Source organism: Streptomyces sp. NBC_00306 (assembly GCF_036169555.1).
Taxonomy (GTDB): Bacteria; Actinomycetota; Actinomycetes; order Streptomycetales; family Streptomycetaceae; genus Streptomyces; species Streptomyces achmelvichensis.
Map to the genome: position 1 here is coordinate 5,122,589 of NZ_CP108032.1, position 15,738 is coordinate 5,138,326.

Annotated in this window: 14 protein-coding genes and 1 pseudogene; 9 read left to right on the top strand and 6 right to left on the bottom strand. The window is 68.7% G+C overall.

Annotated features, from left to right (window positions below; genetic code table 11):
• The first annotated feature begins 8 nt into the window (after positions 1-8).
• From OHA05_RS22950 to OHA05_RS22980, 7 genes are all read left to right on the top strand, one after another.
• Positions 9-1,505, top strand: coding sequence for a B12-binding domain-containing radical SAM protein (locus tag OHA05_RS22950; RefSeq protein WP_313944437.1), 1,497 nt, complete (start codon positions 9-11; stop codon positions 1,503-1,505).
• The gene (locus OHA05_RS22955) at positions 1,502-2,257 is read left to right on the top strand and encodes a DNA alkylation repair protein (RefSeq protein WP_328861587.1); all 756 of its coding nucleotides are present in this window, start codon (positions 1,502-1,504) and stop codon (positions 2,255-2,257) included. The genes OHA05_RS22950 and OHA05_RS22955 overlap by 4 nt, the downstream gene beginning before the upstream one ends.
• Entirely contained in the window at positions 2,254-3,291 is a 1,038-nt protein-coding gene (locus tag OHA05_RS22960; RefSeq protein WP_313944435.1) for a BtrH N-terminal domain-containing protein, read from the top strand. Before OHA05_RS22955 ends, OHA05_RS22960 begins: the two co-directional genes overlap by 4 nt.
• 7 nt (positions 3,292-3,298) lie before the next feature.
• On the top strand, positions 3,299-3,691 hold the full coding sequence (locus tag OHA05_RS22965; RefSeq protein WP_313944434.1) for a pentapeptide repeat-containing protein: 393 nt from the start codon (positions 3,299-3,301) through the stop codon (positions 3,689-3,691).
• Between the two features lie 49 nt (positions 3,692-3,740).
• The gene (locus tag OHA05_RS22970; protein ID WP_313944433.1) at positions 3,741-5,528 is read left to right on the top strand and encodes a carbamoyltransferase family protein; all 1,788 of its coding nucleotides are present in this window, start codon (positions 3,741-3,743) and stop codon (positions 5,526-5,528) included.
• A gap of 212 nt (positions 5,529-5,740) precedes the next feature.
• Complete coding sequence (locus OHA05_RS22975) at positions 5,741-6,364, top strand: GyrI-like domain-containing protein (RefSeq protein ID WP_313944432.1); 624 nt, start codon at positions 5,741-5,743, stop codon at positions 6,362-6,364.
• A gap of 152 nt (positions 6,365-6,516) precedes the next feature.
• Positions 6,517-8,532 carry a thioredoxin domain-containing protein gene (locus OHA05_RS22980; RefSeq protein ID WP_328861588.1) on the top strand — a complete coding sequence of 672 codons (2,016 nt, stop codon included), beginning with the start codon at positions 6,517-6,519 and terminating at the stop codon, positions 8,530-8,532.
• Between the two features lie 103 nt (positions 8,533-8,635).
• On the opposite strand, the gene OHA05_RS22985 is transcribed toward OHA05_RS22980, so the two are convergent.
• Together OHA05_RS22985 and trhA are read right to left on the bottom strand one after the other, a co-directional pair.
• Positions 8,636-9,274 (bottom strand): TetR/AcrR family transcriptional regulator, encoded by a 639-nt coding sequence (locus OHA05_RS22985; RefSeq protein WP_328861589.1) that lies wholly within the window; start codon positions 9,272-9,274, stop codon positions 8,636-8,638.
• 95 nt (positions 9,275-9,369) lie between these two features.
• Complete coding sequence (gene trhA / locus OHA05_RS22990) at positions 9,370-10,044, bottom strand: PAQR family membrane homeostasis protein TrhA (RefSeq protein WP_313944429.1); 675 nt, start codon at positions 10,042-10,044, stop codon at positions 9,370-9,372.
• A 245-nt stretch (positions 10,045-10,289) separates the two neighbouring features.
• Between trhA and OHA05_RS22995 the strand changes: the two genes are divergently transcribed.
• Positions 10,290-12,113, top strand: coding sequence for a phosphoenolpyruvate carboxykinase (GTP) (locus tag OHA05_RS22995; RefSeq protein ID WP_328861590.1), 1,824 nt, complete (start codon positions 10,290-10,292; stop codon positions 12,111-12,113).
• Positions 12,114-12,208: 95 nt separating this feature from the next.
• Here the strand turns inward: OHA05_RS22995 and OHA05_RS38270 are convergent.
• Positions 12,209-12,448: pseudogene (locus tag OHA05_RS38270) on the bottom strand (hypothetical protein); the annotation flags it as partial.
• Between OHA05_RS38270 and OHA05_RS23000 the strand changes: the two are divergent.
• Entirely contained in the window at positions 12,444-12,785 is a 342-nt protein-coding gene (locus tag OHA05_RS23000; RefSeq protein ID WP_328863546.1) for a hypothetical protein, read from the top strand. The pseudogene OHA05_RS38270 and the gene OHA05_RS23000 overlap by 5 nt on opposite strands.
• Before the next feature lie 120 nt (positions 12,786-12,905).
• Here the strand turns inward: OHA05_RS23000 and OHA05_RS23005 are convergent, their stop codons facing one another.
• The 3 genes from OHA05_RS23005 to OHA05_RS23015 all read right to left on the bottom strand — a co-directional run bounded on the left by OHA05_RS23005 (position 12,906) and on the right by OHA05_RS23015 (position 15,544).
• Entirely contained in the window at positions 12,906-13,295 is a 390-nt protein-coding gene (locus tag OHA05_RS23005; protein WP_328861591.1) for an SCO4983 family protein, read from the bottom strand.
• A 91-nt stretch (positions 13,296-13,386) separates the two neighbouring features.
• Positions 13,387-14,598: a pyridoxal phosphate-dependent aminotransferase gene (locus OHA05_RS23010; RefSeq protein ID WP_313944426.1), complete on the bottom strand. Its 1,212-nt coding sequence runs from the start codon at positions 14,596-14,598 to the stop codon at positions 13,387-13,389.
• A gap of 301 nt (positions 14,599-14,899) precedes the next feature.
• On the bottom strand, positions 14,900-15,544 hold the full coding sequence (locus tag OHA05_RS23015) for a DUF4360 domain-containing protein (protein WP_313944425.1): 645 nt from the start codon (positions 15,542-15,544) through the stop codon (positions 14,900-14,902).
• Positions 15,545-15,738 lie beyond the last annotated feature (194 nt).

The window sequence follows — 15,738 nt, forward strand, 5'->3', positions numbered from 1 at the left end:
AGCGTTCCATGCGAGTCCTCCTGATATCCACCAACAAGATCCGAGTACCCCGGCCCGCCCTGCCGATCGGCATGGCCTACATCGGCGCCGCCATCAAGAAGTCCGGACACGAAGTCGACGTCCTGGACCTTCTGTGGGAGTCACGCGAGCTCAAGGCAGTCCGCGAGAAGCTGACGTCCACGACCTACGACGTGGTGGGTATCGCCGTCCGCAACCTCGACAACCTCACGTTCGTCGACCCGATCTTCTTCGGCCCCCTCACCGAGAAGATCGTGCGGTGCGTCCGCAAATACACCAAAGCCACCGTCGTGCTGGGCGGTTCCGGCTTCTCGGTCGAGCCCCTGGCGTTCTTCGAGTACGCCCAGCCCGACTTCGGCATCGCCGGCGAGGGCGAGGTCGGCATGGCGCAGTTGCTGCAGTATCTGGAGGTCGGCGGCTCGCTCGACACCATCTCCGGTCTCTGCTACGTCGACGACGAGGGCTGTTTCGTCCACAATCCGCCCAACACGGGGTTCGACATCGGCGCACTGGTGCCCGACCGGTCCCTCTACGACCCCCGGTACTTCGAGGAAGGAGTGTCGGCCGCGTCCGACCTCACGCGGGACACGCAGCCCGCGATCGAGACCCTCCAGACCAAGCGCGGCTGCAAGCTGTACTGCTCCTACTGCATCATCCGCAAGACCGAGGGCAAGGGGAACCGCTTCAAGGAACCGGCGGCGGTGGTGGACGAGATCCAACGGGCGATGTTCGAGAACCCGGAGGTCAAGGAGTTCGAGATCGTCGACGCCACCTTCAACTTCCCGCTCGACTACGCGGCGGACGTGTGCAACGAGATGGTCAAGGCCAAGCTCGACGTCCCCTGGTACTGCCAGTTGACGCCCAACGCGGTGACCCCGGAGTTCGTCGAGCTGCTGGCCGCGGCCGGCTGCATCCGTGTCGACCTCGGCACCGACGCGTTCACCGACGAGGCGCTCGCCGACCTGCTCAAGGGCTTCGACCTCGCCCGGGTCGTGGAAGTCGACCGCTGGTTCACCGCCAGCAGCATCGAGCACACGCACTGCGTCTTCCTGGGCGGCCCCGGCGAGACCTCCGCGGCACTGCGGGAGTCCATCGACTTCACCGAGCGCTACCTCAACCCCGCCCAGATCTACGCCAACCTCGGCATCCGCATCCTCAGCGGCACCAAGCTGCTGAAGCAGGCGGTGAAGGCCGGAATCATGGAGGAAGGCCAGGGCACCTTCGTCCCGGCCTACTACGTCGAGCCCGAGATCGTGCGGGACCGGGACACGCTCGACTTCGTGCGGAACGCCTACCTGAGCCACAAGAACTGGTACCTGTGGTGGGGGCTGAGCGGCCAGAGCCTGAGCGACCGTGCGCAGTACTCGGCCGAGACGGTCGCCGAGATGCAGCGCGAGTACACGTATGTGATGGCGGACAAGACGCGTCTGAAGCCCGCGCGGCCCAAGTCGAAGCCGGTGGCGCTCACACTCGGGGCACCCGCATGACCCCCGATGCCGCGGCCACCGAACTGCGCGAGCTGCTCGCCCGCCACGCGGACCCCGCGTTCGCGGACGGGATGCAGCGCTACTTCCGCACCCATGTGCCGGCGCTCGGGGTGGGCAACCGCGCCGTCGCCGACCTGACGTACCGCTGGGTGGGCGAACACCCGGACTTCTCGCCCGCGGACCGGCTGGCGATCGCGGACACGCTCATCGGGCAGTCGAAGCACCACGAAGAGACGCTCGCCGCATTCGCCCTCCTGCACCGGGTGGCCAAGCGGCAGTTGGGCGGAGAGCTTCTCGACCACGCCCGCGTCTGGCTCGACCGCCATGTGACCAACTGGGCCCAGTGCGACGACCTGTGCCTCAAACTGCTCTACCCCTACCTCCTCGGTCATCTCGACGAGATGTCCCGGACGCGGGCGTGGATCCACGGCGGCCCGTGGGCCAGGCGGGCGGCCAATGTGGCGGTGGTCAAGTTCGTGCGCCGGCAGGTGGGCAAGACCGTCTACGAGCTCCCGGTCAGCCACGTGTTCGAGAACTGCAACGCGTTGATGTTTGACGAGGAGTTCTACGTCCAAAAAGGCGTGGGCTGGCTGCTCAAGGTCACGGCCCAGGTGCATCCGGAGGCCGTGGCGGAGTATCTGCGCACGTGGCACACACAGATGAGGCGCGACACGTTCCGGTACGCGCTCGAAGGGATGAGCGCCGATGACCGGTCCGCACTCATGGCACTCGACGGAGGTGTGCGCGCGTGAGTGACCAGAACGGCTATGTGCACCGGCCGGGTATCCACAGCGAGAGTGCCTGCCAGCGCAACATCCTCGCCGCCGGCGGCCACGACGTCGATGAGCACGTCATCTTCGGCCTGGACGGCGGCTTCGGCTTCTCGTACTTCCCCACCCGGGGCAACACCCCCGACATCATCGTCGGGAAGCAGGTGGTCATGCCGCTCCGGGCGGCACGACTCCTCGGCGTCGAGGTCCATGCGCACACCCCCAAGTCCACCGCGGGGCTCGCCGCGCTGCTGGAGGTGGTACCGGCCGTCACGACGCGGGTCGACATCGGCCTCATGCCCTACTGGGGACTGGAGGGCCGGGCCTCGTTCGGCGGGTACTTCGTCAATGTCGTCCGCGCGAGGGGAGAAGACGAGTTCGAGGTCTCCGACCCCGCGTTCGACAGCAGCGTGCTGGTCCGTGCCGAGGATCTCAACGCGGCGCGCTCCAGCCGGAGTTCGCCGCCGCTGAACCCGGACTGGCGGACCTACACCTTCGGCTCGCCACGCAACACCCCCCGGCTCGACCTGGTGGGGCCCGTCGCCGTGCGCACCCTGAGCCGGGAGGTGCTGAGGCCGGGGAGCCGAAGCCTGGGCATCCCTGCCATGAAGGTGCTGACGACCACCGCCCCCTCCTGGCCGGCGAACAAGCGCGGTGAGGTGGAGGACGTCGACCTCCAGGGCCACGTCATCACCACGAGCGCTCTGGCGCGGCAACTCCTGCACCTCGGGCGCCAGATCGAGTCCTTCGGCACGGGGGGCGGGATGTTCCGTCCCGTGATCGCGCGCTTCCTGAGCGCCGTCTCCGAGCACTGCGACAACCCCCGGTACGCCGAAGCGGCCGATCTCTTCGGCCAGAGCGCGGAGCACTGGACCGGGCTCGGGAAGGCGCTGCTGGCACGCAGCGCGTGCGCCGAGGAATCGGAACTGAAGGGTCTCGTCGACGAGGTCGTCACCTCCGTCCGCGCGTCCATGGATCTGGAGAAGCGGGCCCTGGCGGGCCTGACGACCGTGTAGGAGGGGCATGGACGCGGACGAAGCGGTCCTGAAGCAGGGACCCACGATATGGAATCAGTACGCACGACGTCAGAGAGCCGAGGGCCGCCGGGCGGATCTGCGTGACGCAAGCCTGTCGGGTGCCGATCTGAGCGGGACGGATCTCGCCCATGCCGATCTGCGCGGGGCCCAGCTCAGCGCGTCGTATCTGATGTCCGCCGATCTCCGCGGCGCCGACCTCGACGGCGCCGACCTGAGCGAGGCCTATCTGATCCGCGCGGACCTGGTGAACTCCCGCCTCGTCGGAGCCAGCCTGGACGGCGCCGACCTCAGCGGCGCCGACCTCACGGGCGCGCACCTCGATCCATCGTTCACGCGGTCACAGGTCATCTCCGACTACCTCACCATCTGGCCGGAGTAATCGTGGGCGCCACCGTCTCGATCCGCCGTCAACAGGCAAGGAGTTCCCGATGATCGTCCTGGGCTACAACGGATTCGGCAAAGCCGCGGAGCTGTTCGCCCGCCTCTACCGGGCGACCGGAATCGACCGTCATCTGCTGTTCGGCCATGACTCCGCGGCGGCCCTGATCGTCGACGGCGAACTGGTGGCGGCGGTCGAGGAGGAACGCCTCAACCGGGTGAAGAAGACATCGAAGTTCCCGGTGAACGCCATGAACTGGTGCCTGGAGACCGGTGGTGTCTCCTTCGACGACGTCGACGTGGTGGCCTTCTCCTGGCAGTTCTCCGACGACGTGATGGACCAGATGATCGCCGAGATCACCGAGGACCACTCGGCGAGCACGGCGGAGAAATTCTCGCGGCTCGACCGCCTCGCGGAGACCTACGCGGCCCTGTTCAGCAAGGAGGCGATCCTGGCCGACTTCTTCGAACACACCGGCCACCATCTCGACCCGGGGAAGCTCGAACTGGTGCCGCATCATCTCGCCCATCTCATGACCGGCTACCACCTGGCCGGTGGCGGCGACGCCGCCTTCGTGGTCAGTGACGGCCGCGCGGAGTGGCTGTCGGCGATCATGGGGGAGATACGTGACGGCCAGGTACGGGTTCTCGACGACGTGACCATCGACTCGCGGCACTCCCTGGCCATGCTCTTCTCGGTGGTGACCAGATACCTCGGCTTCGTGCCGAACAACGACGAGTACAAGGTGATGGGGCTGGCCGGCTACGCACCGCCGCCCGCGGACAACCCCTTCCTCGAGCATGTGGTCGAGCTACTGCCCGACGGCACCTATACGATCGCCTACCCCGCGAGCGCGGTCCCCGCCTACTACGCGCTGTTCGACCGCATCTTCGACGGCGATCCATCCAGGCGGGAGGACTTCGACTTCCGGGTGCGTGTCGCGAGCGCCGCCCAGCAGATGATCGAAGTGGTGACGGCCGCCCAACTCGAGGTGCTGGAGCGCCGGAGCGCGCTGCCCCGGCTGATCTTCGAGGGCGGCCTCGCACTGAACTGCGTGAACAACACGAAGCTCCTGGAGGGCTCTCGCTTCGCCGACATGGACGTGAGTTTCGGAGCGTCCGACGTCGGGGTGGCGCTGGGGGCCGCCTTGCACGCCAGCCGGGAGGCAGGTGACGCGCCCCGGCCCGGCCCGTCGCCCTACCTCGGTCCCGCGTTCGACCGCGAGGACATCCTGGCCGCACTCGACAAGTTCTCCCAGCAGGTCGAATGGCGCGAGGTCGCCCCCGAGCAGGTGCCCGCCGAGACAGCCGCGCTGCTGGAGGACGAGAGCATCATCGGATGGTTCCAGGGACGGATGGAGTACGGGCCGCGGGCCCTGGGCAACCGGAGCATTCTCGCGAACCCCCGCTTCCCCGGCATCAAGGACTCGATCAACGAGCGGATCAAACACCGGGAGCAGTTCAGGCCCTTCGCCCCCGTCGTCCTGGAGGAACGCGCCTCCGAGGTCTTCGAGACCGGCAGGAAGCACTCCTCGCCGTACATGACGTTCGTGTTCCCCGTGCGACCCGCATACCGGGAAGTGATCCAGGGCGCCTGCCATGTGGACGGCACGGCCCGCATCCAGACGATCACCGACGACTCCAACCCGCGGCTCGCGCAGGTCCTGCGCCGCTTCAACGAGCTGACCGGGGTGCCGTGCCTGATCAACACGTCCTTCAACGTGGCCGGCGAGCCGATCGTCTGCTCTCCCGTGGACGCGCTGGCCTGCTTCCTGAACACGGAGATGGACCACCTGGTACTCGACACCTTCTTCGTGCGGCGCTCCGTGCAGAGGTGAACCGGAAGAGCGGCGCGCGTACGGCAGTTCGAGCCCCTTCCGTGCCGAGTCCGCTCTATCGGGTCGTTCTCCCGGACATCCAGGGCACATCGCCGGTGGGCGTGACATCCTGAGGATTCTCCATACGGTAGGTAGCCGAGCCACGTGCACGGAGCGGTCATCCGCTCGGCATGCTCACTGCCGCTTGTCACCTCTCGGGACTGAGTCCATCCATGCTGAACTATGACGTGAAGAAGGACCTGCGCAGCCTGTTCACCGCGAAGAAGAGGTTCGAGGTCGTCGATGTGCCCGCCATGAAGTTCCTCATGGCGGACGGTGAGGGCAGCCCCAACACATCGCAGCTGTACGCGGACATCGTGCGCGCGCTGTACGCGACCGCGTACGCCGTCCGTGCTCTCGCCATCGACGAACTCGGCAGGAAACACACCGTCGGTCCGCTGGAAGGCTTGTGGTCGGCCGACGACCTCAAGGCCTTCACGTCGTCACGCGACGAGAACGAGTGGCAGTGGCGGCTCATGATCGTTCAGCCCGACTGGATCACCGACGAGATCGTCGGCGAAGGTCTGAAGCGAGCGATCGAGAAGAAGGATCTGGCCGCCGGCGACCGCGTCCGCTTCGGCGAGTTCCACGAGGGCAAGGCGGTCCAGGTCCTGCACATCGGCCCCTACAACCAGGAGGGGCCCACGATCGCACGGATGCACGACGAGTACATGCCGCAGCAGGAACTCAAGCCCCGCGGGGACCACCACGAGATCTACCTCTCCGACGCACGGCGCACCGACCCGTCGCGGCTGCGCACCATCCTGCGCCAGCCTGTCGAATCCACCGGGAGCTGATTCCGGACCCGGCCGTTCGCGCTTTCCTGGAAGCGCGGAGGCGTGACGTACCCGTGCTGCTGTCGGTGCGCCGCGCATGAGGTTCGGCCGACCGAGGCGGGGCCCGTGCGGGCTTCGCCGGTGCCATAGGGCCTTGTGAGAGGCTGGGCCGTATGAATCGGCTGGCCGACGAGACCTCGCCCTATCTGCTTCAGCACGCCTCGAACCCCGTGGACTGGTGGCCCTGGGCGCCGGAGGCTTTCGAGGAAGCGCGAAAGCGCGGCGTACCCGTGCTGCTGTCGGTCGGCTACGCAGCCTGCCACTGGTGTCATGTCATGGCGCACGAGTCCTTCGAGGACGAGACGACCGCCTCGTACATGAACGAGCACTTCGTGAACGTCAAGGTCGACCGCGAGGAACGCCCCGACGTCGACGCCGTGTACATGGAGGCCGTGCAGGCCGCCACCGGTCAGGGCGGGTGGCCGATGACCGTCTTCCTCACCCCCGACGCCGAACCCTTCTACTTCGGTACCTACTTCCCGCCGCAGCCCCGCCAGGGCATGCCCTCCTTCCTTCAGGTCCTCGACGGGGTCACGGTCGCCTGGCAGGACCGGCGCGAGGAAGTGGCCGAGGTGGCGCAGAACATCGTGCGCGATCTCGCCGGGCGGTCCCTCGCGGTCGGCGGTGCCGGAGTGCCCGGGGAGGAGGAGCCGGCCCAGGCGCTGCTCGGGCTCACCCGGGACTACGACGAGCGGCACGGCGGCTTCGGGGGCGCGCCCAAGTTCCCGCCGTCGATGGTGCTCGAGTTCCTGTTGCGGCACCACGCCCGCACCGGAGCCGAGGGCGCGCTGCAGATGGCGGCGGACACCTGCGAGGCGATGGCCCGCGGCGGTATCTACGACCAGCTCGGCGGCGGGTTCGCGCGCTACTCGGTGGACCGGGAGTTCGTGGTGCCGCACTTCGAGAAGATGCTCTACGACAACGCCCTCCTGTGCCGCGTGTACGCCCACCTGTGGCGGGCCACGGGCAGCGACCTCGCCCGCAGGGTCGCCCTGGAGACCGCCGACTTCATGGTGCGTGAACTGCGCACCGCCGAGGGCGGGTTCGCCTCCGCGCTCGACGCCGACAGCGACGACGGCAGCGGCCGGCACGTCGAGGGCGCGTACTACGTGTGGACGCCGCGGCAGTTGCGCGAGGCCCTGGGCGACGACGAGGGGCAGCGGGCCGCCGAGGCCTTCGGGGTGACGGAGGAGGGGACCTTCGAGGAAGGCGCCTCCGTGCTGCAACTCCCGGACGGGGAAGCCGATCCGGGCATGCGGGAGCGGCTCCTCGCCGCGCGGGAGCTGCGGCCCCGGCCGGAGCGGGACGACAAGATCGTGGCCGCCTGGAACGGGCTCGCCATCGCCGCGCTCGCCGAGGTGGGCGCGTACTTCGAGCGCCCGGACCTGATCGAGCGCGCCACCGAGGCGGCGGATCTGCTCGTCCGTCTGCACATCGACTTCTCCGCCACCGGAGCGCGGCTCACGCGCACCTCCAAGGACGGCAAGGCCGGTCGGAACGCCGGTGTGCTGGAGGACTACGCCGATGTCGCCGAGGGCTTCCTCACACTCGCGGGCACGACCGGTGAGGGGGTCTGGCTGGAGTTCGCCGGGTTCCTGCTGGACATCGTCATCGACCGGTTCACCGGTGAGGGCGGCGCGCTGTACGACACGGCGCACGACGCCGAGCGGCTGATCCGCCGGCCGCAGGACCCGACGGACAACGCCGCTCCGTCCGGGTGGACCGCCGCGGCCGGCGCGCTGCTGACGTACGCGGCGCACACGGGCTCCCAGGCCCATCGCACGGCCGCCGAAGGTGCGCTCGGTGTGGTGAAGGCGCTCGGACCGCGGGCTCCGCGGTTCGTCGGCTGGGGGCTCGCGGTGGCCGAGGCGCTGCTCGACGGGCCGCGCGAGGTGGCGGTCGTCGGCCCGGAGGACGACCCGGCGACGAGCGAGCTGTTCCGTACGGCGCTGCTGAGCACCGCGCCGGGTGCGGTGGTGGCGGCGGGATCACCGGACAGCGAGGAGTTCCCGCTGCTGCGGGACCGTGCGCTGGTGGAGGGCCGCCCGGCGGCCTATGTGTGCCGCGACTTCACGTGTCGGATGCCCACCACGGATGCGGACGAGCTGGCCGGCCAACTCGGTGCATGAGACCACCGGGTGACCGACGCGCGAGGTGCAGGCGACACGCCGGTCCTGTCCCGGTAGGCGAACGAGGCGCGCGGCCCTGACGGTTCGAGGCGCGGCCCGGAGCTCACCGAAGGCGCAGGCCGCCCTGGAGGGTGTCCAGCGTCCGGTGGACGAGCGCGACCAGGTCGTCCTGATGGCCGCGCTCGGCCCAGTGGATCAGGGCCTCCCGCAGCGCGCCCATGACGGCCGCCGTGAACACCCGCACGTCGAGGTCGTCGGGCTCCCGCCCGGCCCGGCCGGCGATCGCGCGGGCCAGCAGCAGAGCCGTCTCGGCCATGGTCCCGGTCATCCGCGCGCGGAGGGCCGGGACCTCGACGATGAGCCGGCTGCGCTGACGCATCTCCTCGGGCTCCTCCGCGAGCATGGCGGCGAACGCTTCGGTGAGGGCGGCCCGCAGGGACTCCAGCGGCGGTTCGGCGGCGGGACGGGCCCGCAGGAGGGTTTCCGCGGCCCGGTCGTACTCGTCGGCGAGGACGATGTCCTCCTTGGTCGCGAAGTACCGGAAGACCGTGGACGGCGACACGTCCGCCGCCTCCGCGATCTGCTCGACCGTGGTCGCCTCGTACCCGTGCGCGGCGATCAGCCGGAAGGTCGCGCGGCGGATCGCGGTCCGGGTCCTGAGCTTCTTGCGTTCGCGCAGGCCCGGCCGCGGGGGTGCCGCGACGGGTGGGTCGCCGGACGGGCTGTGTGTGGTGGCCGCCATGGCGGTCATTGTGCGCCATCGGCCGGCTGCGGAGCCGCTTCGGCGGCCCGGGGAGCCGCTGTCGAATGACAGCGGCTCTCACATGCTGGTGGCCGTCAGTGCTCGTAGGCGACCAGGGAGATTCCCACGTAGTGCACGACGAAGGCGGCGAGGGTGAGCGAGTGGAAGACCTCGTGGAAGCCGAACCACCGGGGGGAGGGGTTGGGCCGCCGGAGGCCGTAGACCACGCCGCCCGCGCTGTAGAGCAGCCCTCCGACGACGACACAGACGAGCACCGCGATACCGCCGGTACGCAGGAAGTCGGGGAGGAAGAAGACCGCGGCCCAGCCCATCGCGATGTAGCAGGGCGTGTAGAGCCAGCGCGGCGCGCCCACCCAGAAGACGCGGAAGGCGATCCCCGCGACGGCCGCCGCCCAGATCGCCCACATGAGTGGCCGGGCGGTCGCGTCGGGGAGCAGCAGCATCGTCAGCGGCGTGTAGGTGCCGGCGATGATCAGGAAGATGTTGGCGTGATCGAGCCTGCGCAGCACGGCCTCACCGCGCGGACCCCAGTTTCCGCGGTGGTAGATCGCGCTCACGCCGAACAGCAGGCAGGCGCTCAGCACATAGACCGCACACGCGATACGCGCCTCGGTGGAGCCCGCGGAAGCTGTCAGCACCAGCCCCGCGACCAGGACGGCCGGGAACATGCCGGCGTGCAGCCACCCGCGCAACCGGGGCTTGACCGGGGGCGGTTCTATCTCTGTCACGTCGGGCGCTGCAGGCGTCATGTCTGGATGGTACCTACGCAACCGTAGGTAACGGACGTCTCCGGGCAGCGTGAGCTCCGACTCCTTCGGGGTACCCGAGTGGCAATGCTCACGTGAGACGCCCTCTGGACATATGGGCGCACTCCACCGATGATCAGATGAGTGCGGTCGGCACCGGATGAGCGCCAGAAGAGTGAAGGGTCCGAAGCATCCGGGTCGCAGCCCCCACGGGGCACCAACCACCAAACCCTCTCTTAGGAGCGATCGTGGCGCGCGACATCGCGGCTCCCACCACCGTCCCCACCAGCCACCAGGAGCTCATCTCCTGGGTCGACGAGATCGCAGCAATCACGGAACCGGACAGCGTCGTCTGGTGTGACGGATCAGAAGCCGAGTACGAGCGCCTGTGCGGAGAGCTCGTCGCCAAGGGAACGTTCACGAAGCTTGACCCCATCAAGCGTCCGAACTCCTACTACGCCGCGTCCGACCCGACCGACGTCGCCCGTGTCGAGGACCGCACCTTCATCTGCTCCGAGAAGGAGGCGGACGCCGGCCCCACGAACCACTGGAAGGCCCCCGCGGAGATGAAGGAGATCTTCGCCGGCGAGAAGGGGATCTTCCGCGGCTCGATGCGCGGCCGCACGATGTACGTCGTGCCGTTCTGCATGGGCCCGCTGGGCTCGCCGCTGTCGGCCATCGGCGTCGAGATCACCGACTCCGCCTACGTCGCCGTCTCCATGCGCACCATGACCCGCATGGGGCAGCCCGTCCTCGACGAGCTCGGCTCCGACGGCTTCTTCGTCAAGGCCGTCCACACCCTCGGTGCGCCTCTCGCCGAGGGCGAGGAGGACGTGCCCTGGCCGTGCAACTCGACCAAGTACATCTCGCACTTCCCCGAGACCCGCGAGATCTGGTCGTACGGCTCCGGCTACGGCGGCAACGCCCTGCTCGGCAAGAAGTGCTACGCCCTGCGCATCGCGTCCGTCATGGCGCGCGACGAGGGCTGGCTCGCCGAGCACATGCTGATCCTCAAGCTCACGCCCCCGCACGGTGAGTCCAAGTACGTGGCGGCGGCCTTCCCGTCCGCGTGCGGCAAGACGAACCTCGCCATGCTGGAGCCGACCATCTCCGGCTGGACCGTGGAGACCATCGGCGACGACATCGCGTGGATGCGGTTCGGCGAGGACGGCCGGCTGTACGCGATCAACCCCGAGGCGGGCTTCTTCGGTGTCGCGCCCGGCACCGGCGAGCACACCAACGCCAACGCCATGAAGACCCTGTGGGGCAACGCCGTCTTCACCAATGTCGCGCTCACCGACGACAACGACATCTGGTGGGAGGGAATGACCGAGGAGGCCCCGGGCCACCTCACGGACTGGAAGGGCAACGACTGGACGCCCGCGTCCGAGACGCCGGCCGCCCACCCCAACGCCCGCTTCACGGTGCCCGCCTCGCAGTGCCCGATCGCCGCGCCGGAGTGGGAGGACCCGAAGGGCGTGCCGATCTCGGCGATCCTCTTCGGCGGCCGCCGCGCCTCCGCCGTGCCGCTGGTCACCGAGTCCTTCACCTGGAACCACGGTGTCTTCCTCGGCGCGAACGTCGCCTCCGAGAAGACCGCCGCGGCCGAGGGCAAGGTCGGCGAGCTGCGCCGCGACCCGTTCGCGATGTTGCCGTTCTGCGGCTACAACATGGGCGACTACATGGCCCACTGGGTCAAGGTCGGCGCCGACAAGGACCAGGCCAAGCTCCCGAAGATCTACTACGTGAACTGGTTCCGCAAGAACGAGGCGGGCAAGTTCGTGTGGCCCGGCTTCGGCGAGAACAGCCGCGTCCTGAAGTGGATCGTCGAGCGCCTCGACGGCAAGGCCGAAGGCGTCGAGACCCCGATCGGCATCCTGCCGACGCGTGAGGCGCTGGACACCGACGGGCTCGACATGCCGGAGGAGGACCTCGACTACCTGCTCAAGGTCGACAAGGAGATCTGGCGCGAGGAGGCCGCACTGGTCCCCGAGCACCTGAACACCTTCGGCGACCACACGCCCAAGGAACTGTGGGACGAGTACCGGTCGCTGGTCGCCCGCTTGGGCTGACGCGCCCTCGGCGCTCGCGGCGGATCCGTCCGACAGCCGCCCTGACCTGTGGGGTCACCTCAGGTCCGCCGCGTTCCCGGCCCCCGGAAGCCCCCTCAGGCTTCCGGGGGCCGGACCCTTTCCCACACCCGTCGGGCTCTTTCACACCGGGCGCCACCGGTCCTCCGAATAGCGGGTGTGGGTCTGCCGGCGGCGGGACTCGTCGCGGCGGTGAACTCGGCGGCGGCACCCTGTGGCCGGAAGCCGTGCCGTACGACCGGTTCGCGCAGCCGCCGGTCGGAGCCGAGCAGTTCGCCGAGCGCCCGTCCGTCCTCGGTGTGCGGGACGAGCGTGTGCCGCTCACCGTCGGCGACCTACGAGGCCGCGGCCGGATACAGCGCCCCGGAGTTGGAGGCGACCATGGTGAAGGCCCTTGCTGCCAAGGGATGTACCGTCAGGACAGAGACCTCGGCCTCCTGGGCCATGCAGGAACTGCCCCTGAAGGAGCAGGACTTCGCCTTCCCGTCGTCCAAGGCGCCGGCCGACGAACTGCGGCGCCGGTCGGGCGTCGGCGGCGGTCCGATCCGCCACACGGTCTTCGTCGGGTCCTGGCTCTCGTGGCCTGCGACGACGATTCCCACGATGCGTCTCACCGCACGGAGAGTGCTCGCGGAATTACACATTCCGGGATGACTTCGGTGGGGTTCCCGGCCCCGAAATCCACGGCCGGCCGGGATTCCCCGAGGGGTGAGCCCCGCCCAGGGCTTGGTGGCACCCGGCCCACGCGCCTCCGCGGCCCGTGGACCGGGGCCGTCAGGGGGCGCCGACCAGGCGCGGTTCGGCCAGTGCGGCGGCGTGGGCGTCCATGCGCTCGGCGGAGAGGATCGCGACCGCGGTGTCGGCGCGGGACGCCGCGACGACGAGGGCACGGCCGGCCAGGTCGTGGGCGCGCCGGTGCAGGGCGGGGGTGTCGCTGCCGCGCCGCAGGCCCGCGTGCCGTACGGGCGGCGTGCCGCGCAGGCGGGTGATCTGGGACGCGATCTGCTCGGCGGCGTCGTCGATCCCGAGTTCGTCCGTGACGGCGAGCAGCGCGGAGAGATGGCCGGCGAGCTGGATGTCCAGCTCCTCCTCGCGACTGCGGTGCGGGTACGCGTCGTCGTCGGCCATCGAGTGGATGGACTTGGTGCGGATCGGCTCGTACATGGGGATGGCCTCCTGCTCACTGTCAGGAGACCATCCTACATTGGATACTGTCTAAAGTTGAGCCCGGTCGGAAATCTTGCGCGCGGACCGGTCAGGGCTGGCTGTAACCGTCCAGGAAGTTCCCGATCCGGGTCACCGCGTCCGCCAGCTCCTTCGCGGCGGGCAACGTGACGATGCGGAAGTGATCGGGGTCGGGCCAGTTGAAGCCCGTCCCGTGGACGACCATGATCTTCTCGGCGCGCAGCAGGTCGAGCACCATCTGGCGGTCGTCCTTGAGCTTGTAGACCTGGGGGTCCAGCCGCGGGAAGAGGTACAGCGCCCCCTTCGGCTTCACGCAGGTCACCCCGGGGATCTGCGTGAGCAGGTCGTACGCCACGTCCCGCTGCTCCAGGATCCGTCCGCCGGGCAGCACCAGGTCCTCGATCGACTGCCGTCCGCCGAGCGCGGTCGCCACCGCGTGCTGCGAGGGCATGTTCGCGCACAGGCGCATATTGGCCAGGATCGTCAGGCCCTCGATGTAGGACGAGGCGTGGGACTTGGGGCCGCAGACCGCCATCCAGCCGGAGCGGTAGCCGGCGACGCGGTAGTTCTTGGAGAGCCCGTTGAAGGTGAGGACCATCAGATCGGGCGCCACGGCGGCGGTCGGGGTGTGGGTGGCACCGTCGTAGAGGATCTTGTCGTAGATCTCGTCGGAACAGACGATCAGACCGTGCCTGCGGGCGATCTCGGTGAGACCGCGCAGCATCTCGTCGTCGTACACCGCGCCGGTGGGGTTGTTCGGGTTGATGATCACGATCGCCTTGGTGCGGTCGGTGATCTTCCGTTCGATGTCGGTGAGGTCCGGCATCCAGTCGGACTGCTCGTCGCACCGGTAGTGCACGGCGGTGCCGCCGGCGAGTGAGACCGAGGCCGTCCACAGCGGATAGTCGGGAGCGGGTACGAGCACCTCGTCGCCGTCGTCCAGCAGCGCCTGCATGGACATCTGGATCAGCTCGGAGACGCCGTTGCCGAGGTAGACGTCCTCGACGTCCAGGTCGATGCCCTTGGTCTGGTAGTGCTGCATGACCGCGCGCCGGGCGGACAGCAGCCCCTTGGCGTCGCCGTACCCGTGGGCGTCACCGAGATTGCGGAGGATGTCCTCCAGGATCTCGGGCGGGCACTCGAACCCGAAGGCTGCGGGATTGCCGGTGTTGAGCTTGAGGATGCGGTGACCTGCTGCCTCCAGCCGCATCGCTTCCTCCAGGACCGGGCCCCGGATCTCGTAACAGACATTGGCGAGCTTCGTCGACTGGATCACCTGCATGTCCGTGAGCTTACGGGCGCGTAACGGTGATCGCTGCATGTTTTCGCCCACGACGGCCGGTGGGAATGTCCGCTTTTGGTGTGCGGCCTCGGTCGAGGAGGCCTCGGCCCTTCGAAACGTCAGCCGATCCGGGCCGGCTGCCTGCGATGTGCACGGCGCGGGCCCGGCGCGCCGACCGCGGATGTTGTGCTCGTCACGCATCGGACGGGGCCGCCGCGGGGGAGCGGCCGACCATCCCGTCGTCCCGGCCACCGCACGGGTGACCGGGACGCCGTGCTTACTCAGGTCGGTTCAGAAGGGGCTACGGGCACTCCTTCCAGGCCATCCGGTAGACGGTGTTGATCGCTCCGTCCGTCGAGTCCATCGTCATGAAGCTCGTCGTCTTCTTCGGGTCGGAGGTGCCGGCGTTCACGCGCACCTCGGTGTTGATGTTGAAGTTGCGCTTCGCTCCGCACGCGGCCCAGACGAGCTGGCCCCACTCCGTGGTGTCGGTGGCCTGCCAGTTGTCCTGGACCGGCCCGCTGAAGGGGTGGGTTCTCGCCGCGGTGTCCGGCGATCCCTGGAAGTAGTACGAGGCCTTCTGGGTGGCGGTCGCCCCTCTCTCCAGGCTGGCGAAGCCGCGGTAGTCGGCGCTGGCGACCGCGTACGTGAAGCCGCTCGGCACGTGCACGATCAGGCTGAGCTGGCAGTTCTTACGGAAGTCGGTGGGCGAGGCTCCCACGCCGACCTTCGCGAGGTACTCGCTGTAGGTCACGGTGAAGGCCGTGTTGTCCGGGGCGACCGCCACCGCGGCGCTGCCCGGACGACATCCGGATCCGTTGACCGTCGCGACCTCGATCACGATTTTGTCCGGGGGCGCGACGATGGACGCGGATGCGTTCTGAGAGGCCAGCAGCGAACCCAGAATTGCGGCTGTCGCGCCGCCCGCTAAAAGTGCACGGGACATGATTCTCCCATCGGGGGAAATGTGAGGGGTCGATCCGGAAGAATGCATGGGCTAGCCATGGACATGTCAACCCTTCAATGATTTCCGGGTGTTTCTCGAAGAGCCGGATCGAGGGGAATGCTAGGTACCAACGCGGGGGCTGGCTAGGTGCGTTATCGGCCTACTCGGCCTGAACGGGCGCGCAGTAACCGCAG

What these genes read in the sequence shown, in the direction of transcription:
- OHA05_RS23015 (WP_313944425.1), bottom strand. Translation starts at nt 15,544, where the DNA reads ATGTCCCGTGCACTTTTAGCGGGCGGCGCGACAGCCGCAATTCTGGGT.
- OHA05_RS22975 (WP_313944432.1), top strand. Translation starts at nt 5,741, where the DNA reads ATGCTGAACTATGACGTGAAGAAGGACCTGCGCAGCCTGTTCACCGCG.
- OHA05_RS22965 (WP_313944434.1), top strand. Translation starts at nt 3,299, where the DNA reads ATGGACGCGGACGAAGCGGTCCTGAAGCAGGGACCCACGATATGGAAT.
- trhA (WP_313944429.1), bottom strand. Translation starts at nt 10,044, where the DNA reads ATGACGCCTGCAGCGCCCGACGTGACAGAGATAGAACCGCCCCCGGTC.
- OHA05_RS22950 (WP_313944437.1), top strand. Translation starts at nt 9, where the DNA reads ATGCGAGTCCTCCTGATATCCACCAACAAGATCCGAGTACCCCGGCCC.
- OHA05_RS22980 (WP_328861588.1), top strand. Translation starts at nt 6,517, where the DNA reads ATGAATCGGCTGGCCGACGAGACCTCGCCCTATCTGCTTCAGCACGCC.
- OHA05_RS23005 (WP_328861591.1), bottom strand. Translation starts at nt 13,295, where the DNA reads ATGTACGAGCCGATCCGCACCAAGTCCATCCACTCGATGGCCGACGAC.
- OHA05_RS23010 (WP_313944426.1), bottom strand. Translation starts at nt 14,598, where the DNA reads ATGCAGGTGATCCAGTCGACGAAGCTCGCCAATGTCTGTTACGAGATC.
- OHA05_RS22955 (WP_328861587.1), top strand. Translation starts at nt 1,502, where the DNA reads ATGACCCCCGATGCCGCGGCCACCGAACTGCGCGAGCTGCTCGCCCGC.
- OHA05_RS22970 (WP_313944433.1), top strand. Translation starts at nt 3,741, where the DNA reads ATGATCGTCCTGGGCTACAACGGATTCGGCAAAGCCGCGGAGCTGTTC.
- OHA05_RS22985 (WP_328861589.1), bottom strand. Translation starts at nt 9,274, where the DNA reads ATGGCGGCCACCACACACAGCCCGTCCGGCGACCCACCCGTCGCGGCA.